Raw genomic sequence first — 17,659 nt, 5'->3', positions numbered from 1 at the left:
GTTTTTTTTTTGAAAGAAACTTTTTCTAATCAACATATTTGTGTTCTTTTAGCCAATTTTGACAGTCAGTCGTCCAATATTTACTGCTGTGTTCTTTACCCAATCCAAAACCATGGCCACCTTTCTCATATAAATGGAGCTCCGCTGGAACTTTATGTTTAATTAAAGCTTCATAATAAACAATGCTATTTTTTGCTGATACCACTGTGTCATCCGATGCGTGGACAAGAAAAGCCTCTGGAGTTTCGGACGTTACTTGTAACTCATTGGAGAACTTCTCTATTGATGATGCTGAAGCTTGATTTCCTAATAAATTAGTTTGTGAGCCTAGATGAGTAATCTCACTATTCATAGAAATTACTGGGTAAATTAAGAGGGAAAAGTTTGGACGAGCATTTGTAGTGTCTGTTGATTGATAAACCTTTTCATTATAATGTGTAGCTAGTGTTGAGGCTAAATGTCCTCCAGCAGAAAATCCAATAATTCCAATTTTATTTTTATTTATATTCTATTTAGCAGCATTTCGTCTCACGTACCGTATTGCTTCTTGTGCATCTTGCAATGGTCCAGTAGTTTTATCTTTCATTATTTGATCAGTTGGTAACCTATATTTTAATACATAGGCTGTTATCCCCATTGTATTTAACCATTCTGCAACTTTATTCCCTTCTTTATTTATTGCTAAATGTGAATAACCTCCTCCTGGGAATACTATTACAGCAGTTCCAATTTTGTTTTCATCAATTGCAAGGAGGAATTTTAATGAGAATGGGGTTTTAGTTGGGACGTATGGTGATTATCCATTAGAAACTCGTCTGGTAGCACAAGAATATAAAGTACCTTTTGTAGATTTAGAATATTATTCCGAATTATTAGAAGCTTCATATGGTTCCGAAAAATCAAAAGGGTTGCATTTACATTTCAAACCAGGAGAGATTCCATATTACCCAGAAGGAAAATCAGATGATACCCATTTAAGTAAAAAAGGCGCTTTGGCAATTGCGGGTTTAGCAATAGATCAAATCAAGTTATGGAATGATGATTCTTTAGATAAGCTTAAAAAAGCGATTAAATAATAAAAGTTACTGAGGGGATTGACTAGGATGTTCAGGCTATTGTCGTCTTAAATAGAAAAAAGCCTCCTATTTCTAGGAAGCTTTCTTAGTAGCGGGAACTGGACTCGAACCAGTGACCTTCGGGTTATGAGCCCGACGAGCTGCCTACTGCTCTATCCCGCGATGTGCGTTTGTAATCTCAATAAAATTAACTTAGTAGCGGGAACAGGACTCGAACCTGTGACCTTCGGGTTATGAGCCCGACGAGCTGCCTACTGCTCTATCCCGCGTTGTTTCGGGTGCAAAGGTACAACGAAATTTGGTATTTGCAAGATAAATTTAAAAAAATGTTTTATTTCATCTATTGACTTGATATAACTACCTTTGCAAAATAAATACATATTAAATGTCACATAAAGCAGGTTTTGTAAATATCATTGGAAATCCAAATGTTGGTAAATCAACTTTGATGAATGCCTTTGTTGGAGAAAGGTTATCAATCATTACTTCCAAAGCACAAACAACACGTCACAGAATTTTAGGGATTGTAAACGGAGAAGATTTTCAAATGATTTTATCGGATACTCCTGGAATCATTAAGCCAGCATACGAAATGCAGGAATCGATGATGAACTTCGTAAAGTCAGCATTTGAAGATGCTGATATTTTGATTTACATGGTCGAAATAGGAGAGCAAGATTTGAAAGATGAAGCTTTTTTCAATAAAATCATCCACGCCAAAATTCCAGTACTATTATTATTGAATAAAATAGATACTTCTAATCAAGAAAAATTAGAAGAACAAGTAGCTTTCTGGGCTGAAAAAGTACCTAATGCCGAAATTTTTCCAATATCAGCATTGCAAAACTTTAATGTTCCTGAAGTTTTCCAAAGAATAATTACTCTTTTACCAGAATCACCAGCTTATTATCCAAAAGATCAATTAACGGATAAACCGGAACGTTTTTTCGTTAACGAGACTATTCGTGAAAAAATCTTATTGAATTACAGCAAAGAAATTCCTTATGCGGTAGAAATTGTAACCGAAGAGTTTTTTGAGGATGAGAACATCATTAGAATCCGTTCTTTGATTATGGTGGAGCGCGAAACTCAAAAAGGAATTGTAATAGGTCACAAAGGAGCCGCTTTAAAGAAAGTGGGGATGGATTCTCGTGCTGATTTAGAGAAGTTTTTTGGAAAACAAATACATATTGAACTATATGTGAAGGTAAATAAAAACTGGAGAAGCAATGCCAATATGTTAAAACGTTTTGGTTACAATCAATAGTTTTATTGAAGTTATATTAAAAGCCCCGATACGATCTTTAGTGATTGTATCGGGGCTTTTTTATTTTTATTACGATTCTAAAATGGTATTAAAATAATTTTCCAATTCGTTCATTTGCGGATGTCCTTTTTTCCGAATGGATTTAGCTAGATAATATAGGAAAAACCAAAAGAAAGTCATCAACGTAATGATAATCAAATCTAAAGTAATGGAATTTTTTAAAATATAGTCCGAATAAGCAATCGCACAAAAAATTAGAAATATACCTGCAATTATAAAATGGAGAAACATGAAGAAGGTCCAAAGTGTAGGGTCTGGTCCATATAATCCTCTAATATGAGTTTCGGAATCACTTTTAGGTTCTAATTCCAAATGCAAATGTGGAGTCCAATATTTTCTTTTTGCTGGGACTATGGCTAACCAAATGTGATTATCACTTGTCTTTATGGTGAAATCCTCCGATTTTATTTTAGAATAGTTTTCGAATTTTAAAAGTAGAGAAGCGCTGTTTTCTTTAATATCTTTATGAAAACGCAAACGAAGTGTAATCTCATTTTCAGTATCCATCTAATCGATTTTAAAGGGTTAAAATGTTGATTATAGCTAATATAGTAAAATAATTGATATTCACGCTTTTTACACTACCTTTGCAAAATATTTGAATTTATATTATGAACAATATTGTTGCGATAGTAGGAAGACCTAATGTAGGGAAATCAACCCTTTTTAATAGGCTGATACAAAGAAGAGAAGCTATAGTAGATTCAGTTTCGGGAGTTACCCGTGACAGAAACTATGGTAAAAGTGAATGGAATGGAAAGGAATTTTCTGTAATTGATACAGGAGGTTATGTACGTGGTTCTGATGATGTTTTTGAAGGCGAAATCCGTAAACAAGTAGAATTGGCTATCGATGAGGCTGATGTTATCATATTTGTAGTTGATGTTGAAGAAGGGATCACACCAATGGATGATGCCGTTGCGAGATTATTGCGTAAAGTGACTAAGCCTGTTTTGCTAGCTGTAAATAAGGTAGATAACGCAATGCGTGAAAAAGATGCTATTGAGTTTTACAACCTAGGATTAGGGGAATATTACACTTTTGCAAGTATTTCAGGAAGTGGAACTGGGGATTTATTAGATGCTTTAATTGAAGCATTCCCAATAAAACCAGAACCAACACAAGAGGAAATTGCATTACCTCGTTTTGCAGTTGTAGGTCGTCCAAATGCTGGAAAGTCAAGTTTTATCAATGCATTGATTGGAAAAGATCGTTATATAGTTACTGATATTGCGGGGACAACTCGTGATTCTATTGATACAAAATTTGACCGTTTTGGTTTCGAATTCAATTTAGTGGATACAGCGGGAATCCGTCGTAAGGCTAAAGTAAAGGAAGATTTAGAATTTTATTCTGTAATGCGTTCTGTTCGTGCCATTGAACATGCTGATATTTGTATTTTAATTATTGACGCTACTCGTGGATTTGAAGGTCAAGACCAAAGTATTTTTTGGTTGGCTGAAAAAAATAGAAAAGGGGTTGTGATCTTAGTAAACAAATGGGATTTAGTTGAAAAAGAAACCATGTCTACTAGAGATTATGAAGATAAAATTAGAGAAGAATTAATGCCATTTACGGATGTGCCTATTCTTTTTGTATCTGCATTAACAAAACAACGTTTATTGAAAGCACTAGAAGCTACGGTAAAAGTGTACGAAAGCAGACAACAACGTATTGCTACTTCAAAATTCAACGAATACATGTTGAAAGTGATTGAAGCGTACCCGCCACCAGCAACAAAAGGGAAATATGTAAAAATTAAATATTGTATGCAATTACCAACACCAACGCCTCAGTTTGTGTTTTTTGCCAATATGCCACAATACGTAAAAGAACCGTACAAACGTTATCTTGAAAATAAAATTCGTGACAACTGGGACTTTTCAGGAGTGCCAATAGATATCTATATTAGAGAGAAATAGTTTGTTAAAATTTTCTTAACAAAAATTGTCACTGTGTTACAAAAGACTTAATTAGCTATTGTTGTTAAATCAATAATAGCTAATTTTTTTTTATGCAAAAATACTTTCTACGAATATTACTGTTCATTTGTTGCGCTTCATTTGCTCAAAGCAGCATTAAATTATCTGGTAAAATTATAGATGCTGATACGCGTATTCCTTTAGAATCAGTTACTGTGTATTTATCGTCCGCCAAAGATTCAACCGTTATTGATTATACAATTACAGATAAAAACGGTTTGTTTATGATCTCTACTAAGCCAATCATAAAACCATTTTTCTTAAAAGTTTCCTACATTGGATACAAAGTGTACAAACAAGAATTTAAAGAAATTCTTAAAGAAAAGGATTTTGGTACTTTGCATTTGATTGAAAACGCATATACTTTAGGGGAAGTTGTAATAAAAAGTGAAGCCCCACCAATTAGAATAAAGAAAGACACTCTAGAATTTAATGCCTCTTCTTTTAAAGTCCGTCCAGATTCTAATGTTGAAACATTATTGAAACAATTACCAGGAGTGGTAATTGATACCGATGGAAAAATTACGGTTAACGGAAAAGAAGTGAACCAAATTTTAGTAAACGGAAAACCCTTTTTCGATAAAGACGGTAAGATTGCACTACAGAGCTTACCTTCTGATATCATTAATAAAGTCCAAATATCTGACACAAAAACCAAAAAAGAAGAATTAACAGGGCAAGCATCTAGTTCAAATAATGCAAGTATCAATTTAACAATTGATGAAGATAAAAATAAAGGCTTCTTTGGTAAATTCATGGGAGGCTTTGGGTCAGATGACCGCTATGAAAGTAGTGCATTAATCAATTATTTTAAGAATAAAAGAAAAATTAGTGTATTAGCTTCTTCAAATAACATTAATTCAACGGGGTTTTCCATGGATGAAGTTTTTGATAATATGGGAGGAGGAAGGAGTACTAGGTATTTTTATAGTGATGGCTCTTATGGTATTGGTGGTTTGCGATTTGGTGGAGGATCAAATGGGATAACACAGTCTGATATGGTTGGAATTAATTATGCTGATCAGTGGGTTAAAGATTTAGAATCTAGTGGAAGTTATTTTTTCACTAAAGCTAATGCTAACAATGTAAACAGAACCAAACAAGTTAATTTCTTACCGTCTGGTAATTTTACTACTGAATCAAATGCAAAAACAAGTGAAGATCGCATGGGGCATAATTTCAATGCTAGTTTTGAATACAAAATTGACTCAACGGCTACTTTGATTGTTTCTCCAAAATTTAATTCTTCAACCAAGAAAAATAGCAATGATTCTTTTGAATCTTCTAGAGATGAATCGAATCAATTGCTTAATGAGAGTAGTTCTAAAACTTTTGATGACAGTGATAAAACAACGTTTAGTAATTCAATTAATTTCAGCAAAAAATTAAATAAAAAAGGCAGATTTTTAAATTTAGTTTTTGACAATGAAAATTCAAAAGAACTTTTGAATGCGTTGAATCAATCAAAAACGATTTTTTATCAAAGTGAAGATCCAGATGATATTAGAGATCAAATTAAGAAGAATAAAAATTTAAAAGATAGCTATACTGCCGAAATTGAATATACGGAACCAATAGGAGATTCTTTGAAAGTTAGAATAGGATTCGATTATAAATGGGTCAAAACATCTGAAGATAGAAAAGCATTTGATTTTAATGAGACTTCACAAACCTATTCAGAAGAAAATGAGCTTCTGACTAATTTTAGTTCCTCCATTATTAAAACGATTAGACCAAAAGCTGGGTTTAGTATCGAAAAGAAAAAATACAGTTTCAACGTGAATGCAGGACCTTCAATAAGTGTATTTCAAAATAATTCTTTTTATCTGGATGCAAAAACAAATTTGGATAGAAACTATGTGCTCCCTTTTTTAAATGCTAGGCTTAGTTATAAAATTAATAAGTCTAAATCGATTTGGACGAGTTATAGTTATAATGTTGACTTCCCGACTGCAAGCCAAATTTTACCAATTGAAAATTTAGCTGACCCTTTAAATTCGATTATAGGTAATCCAAACTTAAACCCCAATAAGTATCATATGGGTTATTTTAGTTTTAGAAACTATGACTTTGCGACACGTTCCGGTTATAATCTTTATGTGGGAGGAAATGTTTATGATAGCCAAATAGTTTCTTCGACTAATTATGACTCTAATCGAAAAAGAAGCTTGACATACGAAAATGTTTCAGGGACTTATTCGTCATTTTTTGGAGCGAATTGGAATAAATCTATAAAAAATGAGAAGCACAATTTTAAATATAGTGTAGGTCTAAATGCCAATTATTCATTAATAAAAGGGTTTGCTAATAACGAATTATTTGAAGCCAAATCACTTCAACTTAAACCGCGTGTTAGTTTTTCTTATGACTATGGTGAGTTGTGGTCTATCAATCCATCTTATAACTTATCATACAATGAAAATCAATACTCTAATTATATAGTGCAATCTGCTTCAAATGTAGTGCATCAATTTAATATTCAAACTACTAATTATTGGCCAAAGAATTGGGTATTTGGAAATGATTTTGGCTACACATATAATTCTAATATTACTGATGGTTTTAAAAAAGATTTCTATTTATGGAATACGAGTTTGGCTTATAGTTTTTTTGAAAAAAAGATGACAGCAAAAGTGAAGGTCTATGATCTTTTAAATCAAAATCAAAGTACTAGCAGGACTATAACTCCAACAACACTAGTTGATGAAGAAAATATTGTTTTAAAACGATACGTAATGTTTTCATTGACATATAAAATAGAAAAATTTGCAGCCAAAGAAAAACCATCTCGTGGTGGTGGATTTATGTATCGCTAAATGAAAAAATAACTGGGACTTTTCAGGAGTGCCAATAGATATCTATATTAGAGAGAAATAGTTTTTATTTCTACAATGTTTTCAGAAAGTTTATTGAGTTAGTAATAACTCGATAAACTTTTTTACTTTTATAAGAAAAATGGATTCCATAAATAACAAGGTAGTTTGGATAACAGGAGCTTCAAGTGGTATAGGAAAGGCTTTGGCCTATGAGTTATCAGGCCGCAATTGTAAACTCATTCTATCGGCGCGTAATATTGAAAACTTAGAACGGGTAAAATCCAAATGTGCAAATTCAGAAGTTGCGGTTTTACCATTTGATTTGTCGGATTTTGATAATGCCAAAAAACAGGTAGCTGATGCAATTTCTTTTTTTGGAAAAATTGACATTCTTATAAATAATGGGGGAGTAAGTCAACGTTCTCTTTTGGTAGAAACAGACTTTGAAGTGGATAAAAAACTGATTGAAGTGGATTATCTTGGCACTGTAGCATTATCAAAGGCGTTATTGCCTCATTTTATTCAAAATCAAAAAGGATATTTTGTAACTATTACCAGTTTGATGGGGAAATTTGGCTCTCCATATCGTTCCGGTTATTGTGGTGCAAAACATGCTTTACACGGTTTTTTTGATGTGTTACGTATGGAGCATGAAAAAGATAATATCAATGTAACATTAATTTGCCCTGGTTTTATTCAAACTAATGTGGCTATAAATGCACTCACAGGAGATGGTACAAAACAAAATAAGGATGATATTGCAACCTTAAACGGAATGGAAGTTAGCGTCTTTGCTAAAAAACTAGTTAAGGTTGTAGAGGCTAATAAATTTGAGGCTTATATTGGTGGAAAAGAAGTTTTAGGCATTTATTTAAAACGCTTTTTTCCGAAGTTGCTGCATCGTTTTGTATTAAAAAGTAAAGTACGTTAGTTTTTGATCTTTACAATAAAAAAAGGAAGAAGGCATGTAGTGAAACTTTAATGCCTTCTTCCCATAGCAGAAATAACAGCAGCTGAGCCGCATTCTTACATCAATACCTTTAATGAAACTAATGGTGTTTCTACTCATCCAAAGTGTCCATGGGATGATCTTCATACCAGTCTTTAAAGGTTTTTGTAGTGGTGTATTTATCTTTGAGAACCGTATAAACCATAAAGAGTATTAGTAAATGTCCAAAAATGAGCAAACTGATTAATACCGCTAATGGGATGTTGAATTGACATAAACCGGCAAAAATAAATACATACAAAGTGGTAAACCACACGAGTTGAATTGCAAAATTTTTCATGGCTTTGTTTTCTATTAAAGTTACGATAAACGCACTTTTTTATAAGTTAAATAACTTATAATCAATATGTTAATTTTAAATACAAAACTGTGGATTTTAACGCTACAATCTAACTCAAAAAACCTTTTACATAGTCCTTAGTCAATTTTTCTTTCGGGTTTAATAATATTTCCTCGGTAGGACCAAATTCAATAATTTCACCCATATACACAAAACCAATATAGTCAGAAACCCTGCGTGCTTGTCGAAGGATATGTGTTACCAATACAATGGTATATTTGTCCTTAAGCTGCAAAAACAATTCTTCTATATGTTGTGTAGAAATGGGATCCAATGCTGAGGTTGGCTCGTCACCCAAAATGATTTCGGGTTCAATAGCAAGTCCTCTTGCTAAACACAATCGTTGTTGTTGCCCTATGGATAAACGTGTCGCAGGCGATTTTAATCGGTCTTTGACTTCATCCCAAAGATTTACAGCCCGAAGTTGTTTTTCTACAATTTCATCTAATTCTTTTTTGTTATTATTTCCATGAATTCGTTGCCCATAGGCAATATTGTCATAGATATTCATTGGTAATGGAAAAGGTCTTTGAGAGAGTAATCCCATTTTTTTTCTAATGTGTGTAACTTCAATTTTTGGATCATAGATGTTTTCGCCATCAACTAAAACTTTTCCTTCTACACGTACATCGGTTTGTCGGTCTAGCAATCGGTTCATGGTTTTTAAAAGCGTTGTTTTTCCACATCCAGAAGGGCCAATTAATGACGTTACTTTTTTATCAGGAATATCCAGATTGATGTTTTTAAGGATGTGGTTTTCTCCAATGTGTACGTTTAAGTTTTGTATACTAATATGTGGTTGAATGATCATATTTTATTTTTTGAAAGATTTTTGCTTATTATTTTTGCTGAGATACTTATAACCAGAACTATTATAGTTAATATAACTGCTGATGCATAGGCTCTGTTTTGGACTTCTTGTATTGGACTGCTTAATTGAAAAAATATGGATAGTGGCAGTGTTGCTGCAGGTTGATCAAGTGAAGTTGGAATACTATCTGTAAAACCAGCAGTGAAAAGTACACAAGCTGCATCACCAATTGCTCTACCAAATGATAATAAAATAGCGGTTATGATTCCAGGAATAGATTGTCGCAATAAAATTTTGGCTGTTTCATAACGTGTTCCTCCAAGGGAATAAACCGCACTGCTCATTTCTTCAGGAATAACCCGTACCGCTTCATCTATGGCTCGTACAAGTATGGGGATTATTAATAAGGTTACTGTTATAATACCCGCTATTAATGAGGTTTTTAATCCCATATATACCATGATGGCAAATCCAAAGGCTCCATAAACAATCGATGGAATTCCAAATAAAATATCATAACTCAATCTCGTAATGTTAGCTAAGAGCGAGTTTTTATTTGCATAAACATTGATGTAAATTACAACAGGAATGCTGATTAATAGACCTAGAAATGTAGCGCCAATAGTGATGTATATGGACCCAATTATAGCATTCAGAATTCCTCCTCCTTTACCAATGTAAAATCCTCCTTCTGGAATTTTTAAAATCATGTCCCAACTCAAGGATCCGATACCTTTTGAAAAAATGGTATACAATATCAGGAACAAAGTACTACTGATGATGAATGTACTGAGTACCATCAAAAATTTAACTATATTTTCTTCTAATTTTCTCATCTTGATGGATTTAATTGGTTCTTTTTTCAATTCGGAATAAAATAATTCTAGACAGGGCATTAAACAAAAAGATAATGACAAATAGGAGCAAAGCAGCAAACATTAGTGCCGAGTCATACATAGGAATCGACATCATTTCTCCATAATTATTAGCAATAAGTGCGGGCAAAGGATATCCTGAATCAAAAACCGTATTTGGGACTTGTGCTAAGTTTCCACAAACCATTAATACGGCGATAGTTTCTCCAAATGCTCTGGAAATGGCCAGAACTACTCCCGCTATTATCCCATCAGATGTTTTTCTAAGAAGTACTTTTTTTGTGGTTTGCCATTTTGTTGCACCCAGAGCTAATGAAGCATCTCTTAGTTCTTGTGGAACATTATCAAACACTTCTATCAGAATACTGATAATAAGCGGAAAAATCATAATGGCCAATACAATCCCTCCTGCCAGTATAGAATATCCTGTTGTGAATGTTATAAAATGAGGCGCTATCTTATCTTGTATTAATGGAACGATAACCAGCACGCCCCAAACTCCAAAAAGAACAGGTGGTATTCCTGATAATAATTCAATAAGCGGCAAAATCAATTTCCGGATTTTTATTGGAGCATATTCTGAAAGAAAGATTGCCGTAAGTATTGATAGTGGCAATGCGATACATATTGCTATTGCCGTTACCCATAGTGTTCCAATAATAAAAGGATAAAATCCGAAGGCTTCTTTGAAAGGTTTCCATTCTGATGAAAATAGTAAATTAGTCAAAGAATGTGTTTTTAATAGAGGGAAAGATTTGTAAAACAAACCCAAACCTATAAATAGTACTGTAGAAATTGATAATAGTGTCAGTACTAAAAATAGTTTGCTCAATGCACTGTCTTTCAGGAGTCGTATGTTTTTCATTTTTTATTATTTAAACTCCAATTAGTTCGATTGTAGAAGGAATTATAAGTTCTTTCCATTATTGCTAAAGGGAATATGAAACGATTTATTTATTTTACTTTCTCTAACTCTTTAGCGATTTTTTCTTTTGAAAACTTAATATATCCTGCTTCTTGAACAAATTTCTGTCCATCAGTAAGAATGTATTTTATAAATTCTTTTACGATTGGATTAGTAGGTTTATTTACAGTCACAAAATATAAATCTCTAGCGGGAGGCGATTGATATTTTCCACTAACAATAGCCGCAATTAATTGATCGATATCATCATAAAAATTCTCATCTGGATCTAATTTTCCATTGTTATTCAAATCTATTGGTACTGGAACAACTCCATTTGTTGGTTTATTTGTTTTGGTATCATAGATATACACGATATTATTGAACCCTAATCCAGAAGGATCTCTTTTTACTGCCTGTGCTAAACCTGGATCACCAAAAACAGCCACACCTTGTAAATCTTCCTGTTTTTTATTGAAATATTTAGCCCAAGTTTCAGCTGCTCCTGATGCATCAGATCTAGTATAAACATGTATTGGAGCTTCGCTTTTAAAACCTAAGTTATTCCATGTTTTGTATTTTCCAGTAATAAAGATGTGGTTAAATGCCTCTTTTTTAACTCCTTTTTCATACAGTACTTTTTTGTATGGACTCGTCGCACTTATTGTAGGTATCACAGCATCTTTAGTTACAGCAATGGCAAAAGCTCCTTTTTTAAACTCTGCCGCATTTAGATCACGAGATACTAAACCAATATCTGTTACTTTAGAAAGTACATCAGTTATTCCTTTTCCAGCTCCTCCTGCTTGAATGTCAATTTTTACATTTGGATTGATTTTTTTGAATTCTTCTGCCCATTTTACTGTAATGGGATACAAAGCAAATGCTCCAGAGATACTGATATTTCCTTTTAAATCTTGTGCCGCTACTTTTGAAGCGGTCGCATTTGCCAATACTAAAATTATTACGGCTACTAATGTGATTTTATTTTTTTTCATTTTATTTATTTTGGGGATTTTATTAATTAGAATTTTAATTGTAGTTGTGCGATGACTTCATCTTTGTTGATTGAATATCCTTGTTCACTTTTGTGCTTGTAGTTGACTTGAAATTTCACAAATGAATTTGGATATAAATTGGCACCAAGTGTATAGAATGAAGTTATGTCGTTTTTAGGATTGTTTTTTGTAGGGTCAAACGTGTCGTATTTTGCTACAAATTGTAGTTTTTTTGGTAGTGCAAAATAGCCTAGCTGCGCATACCAGCCGTCCTTAAGTAGATCTCTATTTACTCCATTTACAATATAAGTGCCTTGTTGTGCTTGTAAATATTCGGCTCTAAATGAAAAGTCATTATAATTTACTGCGACATCAGCTCCAGTACGTACTTGGTCTTGGTTTCTAGCTGGCGTAGTCCATGAGTCATGACCGTTTGAATATGAGATACCAAAATCCAAAAAGGAATAAGGATGACCTACAATTCTAGCTGTAATGTCTTTGGATTCGTTTTTATCGGCAGCGATATTGATTCCTTGTCCATCAAAATAAGCTACATAATAATCTAGTAAAAAACGATTTGAAGCTGTTTTGAATAAACTACCACTCGCTTGTATTCCTATATCGCGGCCATTTTGATCTCCTATTGCATCTTTATTTCGTCCTGTTAAGCCACTTATTTGAGCGCGGTCAATGGTTTCTAATAAATTGTCCGAAGTGGTACTTTCTAATGAATTGGGAATTAAAAATTGTCCTCCTGTTATTTTTAAGAACTCAAATGGTTTGTAGACAAAATAGGCATCTATTATTTTGGTACTGATTGCAAAATCGGTTTGTAATCGGTATTCCCATTCTGGCGAAAAATTACCTTTTAGATCAAAGCGAGCTCTTCTTATGTCAAAGCCGTCTGGCTTTCCTGGCTCTTGTAAAGATTGATAGCGAACCTGGGTGTAACCACCAATAGTAATATTGCGGCTGGAAAGAACATTAAATAGTTTTTGTTTTTCTTTTACTTCTTGTTGTTTGAAAGCATATTCAGCACGAAGCGAATCAGCATCAGTTTGTTTTACAATGCCTTTTTGAATTAGTAAATTGATTAAGTCATCTGATGATTGTGCCGAAACTATTTCGACTGAAAAAAAAGTGATGATCAGTAGGAGTATGTATTTTGTTTTCATTTTTATTTTTAAATCTTTATTGGATACTTTTTTATTTTCTTTTTTTATTTCTAATGAAACAGTGCTTAGTATGCCCGAAGGCACATATAACAAAAAGAATCCATTGCTCTAAATCTTAAAAATGCTATAGTATTTAAAACTTCAGTTTTTGATTGAATTGGTCTCATAATATAATTAATTATATAGGATTAGTCGAGTTTAAAAAATGCACTATTTTAAAAATTACTTTAACTAGTTAGTGTTATATAATTTTCAGCAAATATACAATTAATTCTATGTAATTAGTAGAGTTTAAAATAAAATTTTTATTTTTTTACTAATGAAGCAATTGTGATTTCTTCCATTGCCTTTAAAGTTTCATCTCTAACAGTGATTAATCCGCTTCGCAACAGGCAGTTGTGTTCGCTGGTGCAATCAGCACATCGCTCATAAAAATTTAAAGAAGCGCAAGGTAAAAGGGCAATAGCGCCATCAAATAACCGATAAATATCGGCTAAAGTGATGTCGTTTTTAGATTTTAAAAGATAATAACCTCCAAATTTACCCTGCTTACTACCCACATAATGTCCTCGTTTTAGATCCAATAAGATTTGTTCCAAAAACTTTTTTGGAATATTGGCCTCTTCTGCAATTTCAATTGTTCTTGAAATATGATTTTCATCTTGCTGAGCTAAAAAGAGTAGCGCTTTTAGTGCGTATTTGGCTTTGTGTGAAAGCATTTACTAGTATGGATTTAAAATTATTGCATGCATTTTTGCCTGGGTGCTACTTTATAGTACCGTTGATCATTGTATTGGTTTATAAAAAGGTTCTAATAAATAATTACCAGCCTCCACTAGAGCCTCCACCAGAGAATCCTCCTCCACCAAAGCCACCACCGAAGCCACCGCCTCCGCCGCCAAATCCACCTCCTGATGAACCGCCACCGAAACCACCGCCTCCGCCACGTCCAAGGCTACTTAAGATAATGACATCTAGTAAACTAGGGCCACGACCACCGCGATTTCCAGAGTTTCCGCCACCGCCACCTTTATTTTTAGAAATAAGAACAAGGATGATGATGATAATAACAATAAATGGTAAAATTGGAAAGTCTTTTTGCTGCGTTTGTTTTCTTTTTCCTTTGTACTTCCCTTTGAAAACATCAAAAAGAGCATCAGTTCCTTTGTCTAAACCATTGTAATAACTTCCGGCTTTGAATTCAGGTGTAATTATATTTCGAATTATTTCTCCTCCAATTCCCGCTGTTAATCGATCTTCCAATCCGTAACCGGGGTTGATTGCAATTTTTCTTTCGGCTTTAGCCACCAAAATTATAACTCCATTATCGTCTTTTGCAGTTCCTCCAATTCCCCAAGTTTGAGCCCATTTAGTTGCTAGTTGACTTACATCTTCGTTTTGTAAACTTTCAATAGTAATAACAACGATTTGCGTAGTTGTGGTATCTGAATAATGGATTAATTTTTCTTCAAGTTGTGCTTTTTCTGACGCACTTAAAAGATTAGCATAATCATAAACAGAGGTTTGTTCACTAGGGACTTTGGGTATTGTATATTGTGCAAAACCTATTTGAGTAATAAAAAAACAAATAAGTAGTTTGAAAAAAAGTGGGGTATTCGATTTAGATATAATCATATTATCCTTTAGATATTTCGTTTGATAATTCATTCGTATCATCTTCGGACCATGGAAAATGTTTTTTTAATTCTTCACCCGCTTTTAAAATACCATCAATCAAACCTTGTTTGAAATTGCCATTTTTAAAGTGAGTAACCATTATGTCTTTGGTACTGTCCCAAAAATCATTAGCTACAATTTCATTAATTCCTTGGTCACCACAAATCACAAAGGTTTTGTCTTTTACCGCTAGATAGATTAAAACTCCATTTTTCAGTTGGGTTTCATCCATTTTTAATTCATTAAAAACTTCTAAAGCACGATCAAAAGGATCTAATTCTGTCGTTTTTTCAAGATGTACTCTTATTTCGCCAGAGGTGTTTTTTTCGGCCACGCGAATCGCTTCTACAATTTCTTGTTCTTCTTCTTGTGTTAAAAAATCTTCTACTTTTGACATGGAAATTATTTTTTAATGAAGAGTAACGATTTCTGATTGGACAAGTTTTTATTCTGCTATCAAAAATCGGTACTCAAAAATTTAAATTCGGTTTTTAGAATTTTACTTCTACGGGTTTATCAGCACCTTCAACAGCGTTAAAGTATGCTTTTTCTTTGAATCCAAACATTCCAGCAAAAAGGCTGTTTGGGAACGTTTTGATGTGTGTGTTGTATGGTTTTACTGCTTCGTTAAAACGAGTTCTAGCCGTTAAGATTTGATTTTCAGTACTCGCCAATTCATCTTGTAATTTCAAGAAGTTTTGATTCGCTTTTAAATCAGGGTATTGCTCTACCGTTACCAATAAACGAGATAATGAACTACTAACACCACTTTGTGCTTTGTTGAATTCAGCTAATTGTTCTGGAGTAATGTTTGCTGGGTCCACTGTAACTTGAGTTGCTTTTGCTCTAGCTTCAATTACTGCAGTCAAAGTGCTTTTTTCAAAATCAGCTGCTCCTTTTACAGTATTAACTAAATTTCCAATCAAGTCATTACGTCTTTGATAAGCCGTTTGTACATCTCCCCACGATTGCTCTACTGTTTGGTTTAATGTTACAGCAGTATTGTTTATTCCTTTAACCCAGCTGTATATTCCTAAAATAACAACGGCTCCAATAATCCAAGGCAAAAATCTTTTCATGTTTATTTAATTTTAAAGTTGGTTTTTAATATTTGTTAATTGTGTTCGTATCGTTTCTAATTTTCTAATAATTTCAAACTTATCTAAGGTTTTCTTTTGTCCTTCTTTCAAATGCGTTTTTGCTCCTTCCAGTGTAAAACCTCTTTCTTTTACTAAATGATAAATGAGCTGTAAATTGGTCACATCCTCTGGAGTAAACATTCGATTTCCTTTGGCATTTTTCTTAGGCTTTAGAATATCAAATTCACTATCCCAAAAACGAATTAAGGATGCATTAACATTAAAAGCTTTGGAGATTTCCCCAATGCTGTAATATCTTTTATCTTTTGAAAGTTCTATATGCATTTTCTTGTTTAAAAGTTTAATGTTATAATTTTAAAGCCAAACGCTCCATTTTATAACGTCGATTTTATAAATTAATCCAGTGACTGGTTCTCTTGGTTGGCTAATTTTGATATGGCTACATATTCCACTGCCGATATATTTCCGTAATAGAAATTAAGTGGGTTGACCACTTTTCCATCTTTATGTACTTCGTAATGGCAATGTGGCGCTTCAGATCGCCCTGTGCTTCCTACATACCCTATAATATCTCCACGCTTCACTCTTTGTCCCGCTTTGCAATTGTATTTGCTTAAATGCGCATACAACGTTTCGTATCCATAACCATGCCTAATGACCACATGATTACCAAAACCTGAAGCATTACTATTGGCTTCAGCTATAACACCATCTCCAGTGGCGTAGATTGGAGAGCCTGTTTTGGCTGTAAAGTCCATTCCCTCATGCATTTTACGCGCTTTGGTAAATGGATCTGTTCGATATCCAAAACCAGAAGCCATACGTTTCAAGTTTTCATTTCGGACTGGCTGAATGGCAGGAATAGATGACAATAGCTTGTTTTTTTCTTTGGCTAATTTTAAAATATAGTCCAAAGATTTAGATTGAATTGCCAATTCTTTACTCAAAACATCTATTCTTTTTGTGGTATTTAAAACCAGTTGTGTATTGTTATATCCTTCAAGTGCTACATACCGGTTTACATCTCCAAAACCTGATTTTCTTTCCTCTTCGGGAATCGGAGCAGTATTAAAGTACGTGCGGTATAAATTGTTATCTCGATCTTCAATAGCTACAATGACATCATCCACCTCGTCCATTTTTTTATTTAAAACAGCATAATTCAGTTTTAAATTTTCAATTTCACGCAATAACAATCGATCCTTTGGAGTGTCGAAATAAGGGGTGTTCAATAAAACGACAAAACTTAAAACGCCAAACAATGCAGAAGCCACTAAAAACAAGATGGCAAAACCGAATTTCCATCTTTTTTTTGTTTTTATTTTTCGATATGCTAGATTTTCGGAATCGTAATAATATTTTACTTTCGCCATGTTTTAAAATACCCTATTTTTGCACATTGTAAAATGTTAGTCGAACAAATTTAATAAATGTTTCATTTGTTCAACCCTTTTTTCAGGAATAAATAAAATAATGTGCCTATTCCAGCTATTCGTTTCAAGTTCTCGTCTTGAAATCTTTTTTTCTACTGCGCTGGCAGGAGCTTCCTGCGGTCGCTCTACCACCACA

Annotated in this window: 20 protein-coding genes and 2 tRNA genes; 5 read left to right on the top strand and 17 right to left on the bottom strand. The window is 33.4% G+C overall.

Annotation, left to right across the window (positions count from 1 at the left end; all coding sequences use genetic code 11):
• Window positions 1-25: 25 nt before the first annotated feature.
• Together AB3G34_RS11215 and AB3G34_RS11210 are read right to left on the bottom strand one after the other, a co-directional pair.
• Window positions 26-505: an alpha/beta hydrolase gene (locus tag AB3G34_RS11215; protein WP_369754098.1), complete on the bottom strand. Its 480-nt coding sequence runs from the start codon at window positions 503-505 to the stop codon at window positions 26-28.
• A gap of 3 nt (window positions 506-508) precedes the next feature.
• Window positions 509-637 (bottom strand): hypothetical protein, encoded by a 129-nt coding sequence (locus AB3G34_RS11210; protein ID WP_367771863.1) that lies wholly within the window; start codon window positions 635-637, stop codon window positions 509-511.
• Window positions 638-731: 94 nt separating this feature from the next.
• Between AB3G34_RS11210 and AB3G34_RS11205 the strand changes: the two genes are divergently transcribed.
• Window positions 732-1,076, top strand: coding sequence for a hypothetical protein (locus AB3G34_RS11205; protein WP_369752490.1), 345 nt, complete (start codon window positions 732-734; stop codon window positions 1,074-1,076).
• Between the two features lie 89 nt (window positions 1,077-1,165).
• On the opposite strand, the gene AB3G34_RS11200 is transcribed toward AB3G34_RS11205, so the two are convergent.
• Both AB3G34_RS11200 and AB3G34_RS11195 read right to left on the bottom strand, forming a co-directional pair.
• A tRNA-Met gene (locus AB3G34_RS11200) sits at window positions 1,166-1,238 on the bottom strand.
• A 34-nt stretch (window positions 1,239-1,272) separates the two neighbouring features.
• Window positions 1,273-1,345: transfer RNA gene (locus AB3G34_RS11195), tRNA-Met, on the bottom strand.
• A gap of 116 nt (window positions 1,346-1,461) precedes the next feature.
• Between AB3G34_RS11195 and era the strand changes: the two genes are divergently transcribed.
• Entirely contained in the window at window positions 1,462-2,343 is an 882-nt protein-coding gene (gene era / locus AB3G34_RS11190) for a GTPase Era (protein ID WP_367771859.1), read from the top strand.
• A 69-nt stretch (window positions 2,344-2,412) separates the two neighbouring features.
• Here era and AB3G34_RS11185 read toward each other — a convergent pair whose 3' ends face one another.
• The gene (locus tag AB3G34_RS11185; RefSeq protein WP_369752489.1) at window positions 2,413-2,910 is read right to left on the bottom strand and encodes a hypothetical protein; all 498 of its coding nucleotides are present in this window, start codon (window positions 2,908-2,910) and stop codon (window positions 2,413-2,415) included.
• Window positions 2,911-3,014: 104 nt separating this feature from the next.
• On the opposite strand from AB3G34_RS11185, the gene der reads away from it, so the two are divergent.
• The 3 genes from der to AB3G34_RS11170 all read left to right on the top strand — a co-directional run bounded on the left by der (window position 3,015) and on the right by AB3G34_RS11170 (window position 8,132).
• The gene (der, locus tag AB3G34_RS11180) at window positions 3,015-4,325 is read left to right on the top strand and encodes a ribosome biogenesis GTPase Der (RefSeq protein WP_367754970.1); all 1,311 of its coding nucleotides are present in this window, start codon (window positions 3,015-3,017) and stop codon (window positions 4,323-4,325) included.
• A 92-nt stretch (window positions 4,326-4,417) separates the two neighbouring features.
• Complete coding sequence (locus AB3G34_RS11175) at window positions 4,418-7,201, top strand: outer membrane beta-barrel protein (protein ID WP_369752488.1); 2,784 nt, start codon at window positions 4,418-4,420, stop codon at window positions 7,199-7,201.
• A gap of 139 nt (window positions 7,202-7,340) precedes the next feature.
• A complete protein-coding gene (locus AB3G34_RS11170) occupies window positions 7,341-8,132 on the top strand; it encodes an SDR family oxidoreductase (protein ID WP_369752487.1) in 792 nt (263 codons plus the stop codon).
• A 130-nt stretch (window positions 8,133-8,262) separates the two neighbouring features.
• On the opposite strand, the gene AB3G34_RS11165 is transcribed toward AB3G34_RS11170, so the two are convergent.
• The 12 genes from AB3G34_RS11165 to AB3G34_RS11110 all read right to left on the bottom strand — a co-directional run bounded on the left by AB3G34_RS11165 (window position 8,263) and on the right by AB3G34_RS11110 (window position 17,463).
• Complete coding sequence (locus tag AB3G34_RS11165; RefSeq protein ID WP_367771854.1) at window positions 8,263-8,490, bottom strand: hypothetical protein; 228 nt, start codon at window positions 8,488-8,490, stop codon at window positions 8,263-8,265.
• A gap of 109 nt (window positions 8,491-8,599) precedes the next feature.
• Complete coding sequence (pstB, locus tag AB3G34_RS11160) at window positions 8,600-9,361, bottom strand: phosphate ABC transporter ATP-binding protein PstB (protein WP_367771853.1); 762 nt, start codon at window positions 9,359-9,361, stop codon at window positions 8,600-8,602.
• Window positions 9,358-10,197 (bottom strand): phosphate ABC transporter permease PstA, encoded by an 840-nt coding sequence (pstA, locus tag AB3G34_RS11155; protein WP_369752486.1) that lies wholly within the window; start codon window positions 10,195-10,197, stop codon window positions 9,358-9,360. The genes pstB and pstA overlap by 4 nt, the downstream gene beginning before the upstream one ends.
• Window positions 10,198-10,207: 10 nt before the next feature.
• Window positions 10,208-11,101, bottom strand: coding sequence for a phosphate ABC transporter permease subunit PstC (gene pstC / locus AB3G34_RS11150; protein WP_367771851.1), 894 nt, complete (start codon window positions 11,099-11,101; stop codon window positions 10,208-10,210).
• A gap of 89 nt (window positions 11,102-11,190) precedes the next feature.
• Window positions 11,191-12,138 (bottom strand): PstS family phosphate ABC transporter substrate-binding protein, encoded by a 948-nt coding sequence (locus AB3G34_RS11145; protein ID WP_369752485.1) that lies wholly within the window; start codon window positions 12,136-12,138, stop codon window positions 11,191-11,193.
• A gap of 26 nt (window positions 12,139-12,164) precedes the next feature.
• Entirely contained in the window at window positions 12,165-13,313 is a 1,149-nt protein-coding gene (locus AB3G34_RS11140; protein WP_367771847.1) for a porin, read from the bottom strand.
• 305 nt (window positions 13,314-13,618) lie between these two features.
• Entirely contained in the window at window positions 13,619-14,032 is a 414-nt protein-coding gene (locus AB3G34_RS11135) for an Rrf2 family transcriptional regulator (RefSeq protein ID WP_367771845.1), read from the bottom strand.
• Between the two features lie 103 nt (window positions 14,033-14,135).
• Window positions 14,136-14,948: a YgcG family protein gene (locus AB3G34_RS11130; protein WP_367771843.1), complete on the bottom strand. Its 813-nt coding sequence runs from the start codon at window positions 14,946-14,948 to the stop codon at window positions 14,136-14,138.
• 1 nt (window position 14,949) lies between these two features.
• Entirely contained in the window at window positions 14,950-15,387 is a 438-nt protein-coding gene (locus tag AB3G34_RS11125; protein ID WP_367754949.1) for a TPM domain-containing protein, read from the bottom strand.
• A 94-nt stretch (window positions 15,388-15,481) separates the two neighbouring features.
• On the bottom strand, window positions 15,482-16,069 hold the full coding sequence (locus AB3G34_RS11120; RefSeq protein WP_367771841.1) for a LemA family protein: 588 nt from the start codon (window positions 16,067-16,069) through the stop codon (window positions 15,482-15,484).
• Window positions 16,070-16,081: 12 nt separating this feature from the next.
• Window positions 16,082-16,414, bottom strand: coding sequence for a MerR family transcriptional regulator (locus AB3G34_RS11115; RefSeq protein ID WP_367754945.1), 333 nt, complete (start codon window positions 16,412-16,414; stop codon window positions 16,082-16,084).
• A 71-nt stretch (window positions 16,415-16,485) separates the two neighbouring features.
• Window positions 16,486-17,463: a M23 family metallopeptidase gene (locus AB3G34_RS11110; protein ID WP_367754943.1), complete on the bottom strand. Its 978-nt coding sequence runs from the start codon at window positions 17,461-17,463 to the stop codon at window positions 16,486-16,488.
• Window positions 17,464-17,659: the final 196 nt, after the last annotated feature.

Origin of the sequence: Flavobacterium sp. WC2409 (assembly GCF_041200085.1) — a bacterium.
Taxonomy (GTDB): domain Bacteria; phylum Bacteroidota; class Bacteroidia; order Flavobacteriales; family Flavobacteriaceae; genus Flavobacterium.
This window is presented reverse-complemented; position numbering and strand designations above follow the sequence as displayed.

Bases quoted from the DNA above. Each gene is read 5' to 3' on its own strand.
- AB3G34_RS11210 (WP_367771863.1), bottom strand. From the start codon at position 637: ATGGGGATAACAGCCTATGTATTAAAATATAGGTTACCAACTGATCAA.
- era (WP_367771859.1), top strand. From the start codon at position 1,462: ATGTCACATAAAGCAGGTTTTGTAAATATCATTGGAAATCCAAATGTT.
- AB3G34_RS11185 (WP_369752489.1), bottom strand. From the start codon at position 2,910: ATGGATACTGAAAATGAGATTACACTTCGTTTGCGTTTTCATAAAGAT.
- der (WP_367754970.1), top strand. From the start codon at position 3,015: ATGAACAATATTGTTGCGATAGTAGGAAGACCTAATGTAGGGAAATCA.
- AB3G34_RS11175 (WP_369752488.1), top strand. From the start codon at position 4,418: ATGCAAAAATACTTTCTACGAATATTACTGTTCATTTGTTGCGCTTCA.
- AB3G34_RS11170 (WP_369752487.1), top strand. From the start codon at position 7,341: ATGGATTCCATAAATAACAAGGTAGTTTGGATAACAGGAGCTTCAAGT.
- AB3G34_RS11165 (WP_367771854.1), bottom strand. From the start codon at position 8,490: ATGAAAAATTTTGCAATTCAACTCGTGTGGTTTACCACTTTGTATGTA.
- pstB (WP_367771853.1), bottom strand. From the start codon at position 9,361: ATGATCATTCAACCACATATTAGTATACAAAACTTAAACGTACACATT.
- pstA (WP_369752486.1), bottom strand. From the start codon at position 10,197: ATGAGAAAATTAGAAGAAAATATAGTTAAATTTTTGATGGTACTCAGT.
- pstC (WP_367771851.1), bottom strand. From the start codon at position 11,101: ATGAAAAACATACGACTCCTGAAAGACAGTGCATTGAGCAAACTATTT.
- AB3G34_RS11145 (WP_369752485.1), bottom strand. From the start codon at position 12,138: ATGAAAAAAAATAAAATCACATTAGTAGCCGTAATAATTTTAGTATTG.
- AB3G34_RS11140 (WP_367771847.1), bottom strand. From the start codon at position 13,313: ATGAAAACAAAATACATACTCCTACTGATCATCACTTTTTTTTCAGTC.
- AB3G34_RS11135 (WP_367771845.1), bottom strand. From the start codon at position 14,032: ATGCTTTCACACAAAGCCAAATACGCACTAAAAGCGCTACTCTTTTTA.
- AB3G34_RS11130 (WP_367771843.1), bottom strand. From the start codon at position 14,948: ATGATTATATCTAAATCGAATACCCCACTTTTTTTCAAACTACTTATT.
- AB3G34_RS11125 (WP_367754949.1), bottom strand. From the start codon at position 15,387: ATGTCAAAAGTAGAAGATTTTTTAACACAAGAAGAAGAACAAGAAATT.
- AB3G34_RS11120 (WP_367771841.1), bottom strand. From the start codon at position 16,069: ATGAAAAGATTTTTGCCTTGGATTATTGGAGCCGTTGTTATTTTAGGA.
- AB3G34_RS11115 (WP_367754945.1), bottom strand. From the start codon at position 16,414: ATGCATATAGAACTTTCAAAAGATAAAAGATATTACAGCATTGGGGAA.
- AB3G34_RS11110 (WP_367754943.1), bottom strand. From the start codon at position 17,463: ATGGCGAAAGTAAAATATTATTACGATTCCGAAAATCTAGCATATCGA.